Here is a 4,374-nt window from a genome sequence, read left to right as displayed (position 1 = left end):
AGGCATGGAATTGTCTGTTTATAGGCATGCTAATTAGGGTATGGAATTCTTTTATATATGCTATAATAATTTTGAGGTGATTATATGAGCAATGAGTTAGTTAAATATCAACCCGAACTGAACACCATTCCACTGCGGAAATTTACGCCAACCGAAATGAATCTGTTCTTCTCGATTGTGTCTCGCATGCGGGACAAGGGCGACCAGACAGTCCGTTTTACCTTTGACCAGCTAAAAGACTTAAGCAACTACAAGCCCACAGCAAATCGTCGGTTTATAGACGATATTAAGCGGACTTATGACCATCTGATGGATTTACGTTTTGGTAGTCAAAGCAAGTCGGGCTTGAGTTTCACGCGCTTTGTCATGTTCACCAAATTTCAAATTAATGGGGACGCCGACGAGCCCTATGTTGACGTTGAAGTTTATCGTGACGCAATTCCTTTGCTTAACAACCTAGAAAGCTGGGTACGTTACGCTTTAACCGAGTTTCGTGACTTGAAGAGCAGCTATGCCAAAACGATGTTCCGTTTGTTGAAAGGTTTTCTCTCCACCGGTTACGCCTATTTTTCAAAATCCGATTTTATTGAATTGCTTGATATTCCAAAAAGTTACCGGCAGTCTAACACTGACCAATATGTTATTAGTCCGATTAAAGAAGAACTAACCCCTCTATTTCGTGGACTATGTATTCGCAAGAAATACGGTAAAGGACGCGGGAAACCAGTGATTGGCTATGCTTTTAGCTGGACGCCAGAACGCAAAGATGTCGAAGATGTGCACGTCAGCAAAACTGAACGACTCAACAAAGCCAAATTCAATATTGAGCACAATGGTGAGGTGAGTGATCAAGAAAAGTGGCGGGCACTCGACAAAGTTCGTGGGGTTCAACTCGGAACAACGGAACAAGAATTCAGACAAAAAGAATTAGAGAAACGCGAACAACAGATACGTGAAGATGAACGCCGAAAATTACTAGAAGAATTACGGAACGGAGGATTGCGATGACTGAATTAGAACGCATTGAAGCATTGGAAAAGCAACTGAAAACACGCAAACGTAAAGCACTTGCGAAAGAGTACGAGCGCTTAGGACGTAAGTTTTACAAGCAGTCGCACCCTAAAAATATGACAACGGCTGAGAATATGCTGGAGCATATTCCTATGTTCCAACCCAAAGAACCAACTTTAACCTCGGAGCAATTTAAGCAGTTACAAGCCATTGCTGAAAATATGCAATGGAACGGTAACTTCTGGAAGATAGATAATCTATCAGAAGTGAGCGAATGGTTGAGCCAATTTCGGAACGAAAATACGAAACCATAGTGCACAAAAAAGCCGATTTGCGAACAGCAAACTTTCGGCTTTTTTTGTGCACTTTTTTGGGTCCCTTTTTTCACAAAAAAAGGGACGGTTTAACGGGTTTGACTTTTGTGACGTTTAGCGAAGCTAAATCGACACGGTTTTGGGTTTGACTTTCAGGGGGATAAAAGGGGGAGCGGAGCGCCCTCTTTTCAAGTGCTGTTAGGCATACTTTTGCGAAGCAAAATGTATGTCTAACAGGTCGCTTGCAGTATCTTATTTTTAATGTTAGTCTGTACACGACTGATTAAGGAGCGTTCATACTTACATTAACTCATTAAAAATCTAACCGCATAGGGCAGATTGAGAATGATGGTTCTTAGGGGGTGAACTGCATGTCAAATATTAAAGCTGATTCAGATAAGCAAACTAAACGAATTAATTTCCGACTAACTGGTCTGGAATACGAGAAGCTAACCCAATCAGCAACTACTTACGGCCTAACGGTCTCAAATTATGCGAAACAGCTAGCCTTGAAATCAAAGTTACGCAAGCCTTACTTTCCGGCCAACGATACGCAAAAAATTATTCTAGAACTGACCCGTCAAGGCACTAACCTAAATCAGATCACTCGCAAGCTGAATCAAGGCGACCCGTTAACGCCAGTAATGCTGGCAGAAATTAAGCAAATGCAGGAGGTGCAACGGCAACTATGGCGACAATTGCAAAAGTGACTACGGGCGCTAGTGCATCCAGTGCTCTGAACTACGCTCTCGGTCAGTACAAAGCCATGCACAACGACACGGAACGCTGGCTAGAAGAACACCAGCTGGAACGTCCTGATGACCTTAAAAACTGCCGAGCAGTAGCGGTAGGTGGCACTAACGGTATCGACCCGATGATTGCCAAAGAACAGTTCAAAGCCGTTCAGCAAGCCTTTAATCAAACCCAGCGGCAAAATCAAGTGCGCCGAATTACCCAATCCTTTGCTGATAATGAGTTGACCGCTCTCAACCCGAAAGACTGGCAAAAAGCCAATGATCTTGGTTGTGCCTTAGCCGAAAAGCTCTATCCCGACTATCAAAGTGCCGTTTACACGCATATTGACGGGGAACATCATATTCTGCACAACCACATCATTGTCAGCAAGGTCAACCTCGAGACTGGCAAAAAAATGCAGGATACTCAAGGACACTCAGTTGACAGTATCCGCAATGTCAACGATGAAATCGCTAAAGAACAGGGCTGGCAAGTCATCGCACCCGTTCGTGAACATCAATCTCAAGCCGAACATGACCTCACGAAAAAAGGCGAATATTCTTACATGCACGATTTACGTTCCCGAATTGATACCGTCATGCAGGATACCTCTATTTGCGATTTTAAGACGTTCTCAGACGTTTTGGGTCAATCTGGGGTAATTGTCCGGGAACGTGGTCAAAGTTTCTCATACGCATTTTTAGACGCCAATAATAAGCAAAGACGAGCAAGGGGTAAGCGGCTCGGGACGGACTACGACAAGGAGGCCATCGACAATGAGCTGGCGAGACGAACTAGAGAAAGAACAGAACAACAACTCGACCGTGAAGACCAAGCAAGATCTACTGAACTTGTGCGAGACACAACGGCAACTGATACAGCGCTTGAACAGCGAGAACGAGACACTGAAGCAAGAAAACCAGCGCTTAATCAGCAATCAACAAAAATTGAACGACTTGGAACTTCAATGCAAGAAATTAATGACCAAGGTAGTCATGCTGAACAAATCTACCAGCGAATTAGACCAGCAGTTCGCACCATTGCAGACGGCTTACAACGATTTACTGACGCAGTACACGGATTTGCAAAGCAAATTAAGCAACGACTAGCCGACCAGCATTTATATCAAGACGTGGCTAGTCGCTTCAAGGCCGATATGGCACGCAAAGAACAGGATAGACAAGAGACGATTAAACAAGACCTAGATAAACGAACTGCTCCGAAACCTCAACGTACCCCTGAACAACCCACACCAACTTACTATCACAGCCGAGGAGGCTTAGAAAGATGAGCCAAAACGAAGAATTAGCCAAGCAAATTTTAACTGCTTATGCCAACGGACAAGTCGATTTAACCAATGTCCCTGATCTGCAAAAAATGGTCAAAGAAGCGGCCGCTCAACAAATGGTACATACCTACAGCACGACTGATTTCCACGCCAAGCAGGAAGAAGCCTTAGCCCACGAAAAAGCGTGGTATCACCAAGAAATTGACCGCATTTTGCAAGAAAAACTGACTGAAATCGAGCCTAAAACGCTGAAAGGCGCTGTTACTGACCAATTAAAACAGCAACTAGCCGACCTTGAGCATCAGCAAGCCGAATTTGAAGCCACGGTCGAACGTGCAAAAAGCACGGGTAACCGGCAGTTTTGGCAATCATTGGCGCCGAATTTAGCCGGTTTTGCCGTCTGTTTGTTGCTCGTGGCCGTGATTTTCTTCGTGCTTGAAAAGCTGATTTACCAAGGAGTCTGGCAAGGTTGGGGCTTGCATAAGCTGTACGCTACTGTGCTCGCCATTCAGCCTCAACACCCGTATGGCGCCATCGTTCTGGGCGTTTTGGGTGTTGTTATCCTTGCCAGCGCCATCTATGCCAGTTTCTGGTTGCTCGTCAAGGCGGTTCAACAATTAAGCGGTTTTGAGCCGTCTAAGCTCTTGTTCTGGAAGAAGCGTAAGAATACGCGCTGGTAGCGCTAAATGAGCTTAGAACTCAAAATATAGCCTCCTAACGCTATCTGGGCCTATCCGCCGAGCGTCAGTCGAGGCTCCTTTCTGAACAACGGTTTTGATTTTGAATTTGGCGAGTGAACGAAGTGAACGCTGCAAGCAAAATGTGAGCGTGATTTTCGCTCACTCCTTTTTGGTTTTTGGGTTTGATTTTGCATTTTGGGGCGCGGAGACGAAGTCGGAGACCCCCGCCTCTTTTATAACCTCTTTTTAAACCTCTTTTAAAACCTCTTTTAGGCACCCTTTCAGCCTTACTCCCCCAAGGGTTGCAGGATGATTAAGGCATGGAATTGTCTGTTTATAGGCATGG

General features: G+C 44.8%; 5 protein-coding genes. All 5 read left to right on the top strand.

What is annotated here, in order from left to right; genetic code table 11:
• The first annotated feature begins 84 nt into the window (after nucleotides 1-84).
• The 5 genes from ACG95_RS13865 to ACG95_RS13845 all read left to right on the top strand — a co-directional run bounded on the left by ACG95_RS13865 (nucleotide 85) and on the right by ACG95_RS13845 (nucleotide 4,028).
• Nucleotides 85-1,008: a replication initiation protein gene (locus tag ACG95_RS13865; protein WP_048001093.1), complete on the top strand. Its 924-nt coding sequence runs from the start codon at nucleotides 85-87 to the stop codon at nucleotides 1,006-1,008.
• Nucleotides 1,005-1,325, top strand: a complete 321-nt coding sequence (locus ACG95_RS13860) for a hypothetical protein (protein ID WP_048001092.1) — start codon at nucleotides 1,005-1,007, stop codon at nucleotides 1,323-1,325. The genes ACG95_RS13865 and ACG95_RS13860 overlap by 4 nt, the downstream gene beginning before the upstream one ends.
• Nucleotides 1,326-1,696: 371 nt before the next feature.
• On the top strand, nucleotides 1,697-2,035 hold the full coding sequence (locus ACG95_RS13855; RefSeq protein ID WP_048001091.1) for a plasmid mobilization protein: 339 nt from the start codon (nucleotides 1,697-1,699) through the stop codon (nucleotides 2,033-2,035).
• On the top strand, nucleotides 2,014-3,351 hold the full coding sequence (locus ACG95_RS13850; RefSeq protein ID WP_048001090.1) for a relaxase/mobilization nuclease domain-containing protein: 1,338 nt from the start codon (nucleotides 2,014-2,016) through the stop codon (nucleotides 3,349-3,351). Before ACG95_RS13855 ends, ACG95_RS13850 begins: the two co-directional genes overlap by 22 nt.
• A complete protein-coding gene (locus ACG95_RS13845) occupies nucleotides 3,348-4,028 on the top strand; it encodes a hypothetical protein (protein ID WP_048001089.1) in 681 nt (226 codons plus the stop codon). The genes ACG95_RS13850 and ACG95_RS13845 overlap by 4 nt, the downstream gene beginning before the upstream one ends.
• The last annotated feature ends 346 nt before the right edge of the window (nucleotides 4,029-4,374 follow it).

This window comes from Lactiplantibacillus herbarum, assembly GCF_001039045.1.
In the GTDB taxonomy this organism is placed as follows: Bacteria; Bacillota; Bacilli; order Lactobacillales; family Lactobacillaceae; genus Lactiplantibacillus; species Lactiplantibacillus herbarum.
Note: the sequence above shows the minus strand (reverse complement) of the source record. Positions and strands in the feature narration are given on the sequence as shown.

Bases quoted from the DNA above. Each gene is read 5' to 3' on its own strand.
- ACG95_RS13860 (WP_048001092.1), top strand. From the start codon at position 1,005: ATGACTGAATTAGAACGCATTGAAGCATTGGAAAAGCAACTGAAAACA.
- ACG95_RS13865 (WP_048001093.1), top strand. From the start codon at position 85: ATGAGCAATGAGTTAGTTAAATATCAACCCGAACTGAACACCATTCCA.
- ACG95_RS13855 (WP_048001091.1), top strand. From the start codon at position 1,697: ATGTCAAATATTAAAGCTGATTCAGATAAGCAAACTAAACGAATTAAT.
- ACG95_RS13850 (WP_048001090.1), top strand. From the start codon at position 2,014: ATGGCGACAATTGCAAAAGTGACTACGGGCGCTAGTGCATCCAGTGCT.
- ACG95_RS13845 (WP_048001089.1), top strand. From the start codon at position 3,348: ATGAGCCAAAACGAAGAATTAGCCAAGCAAATTTTAACTGCTTATGCC.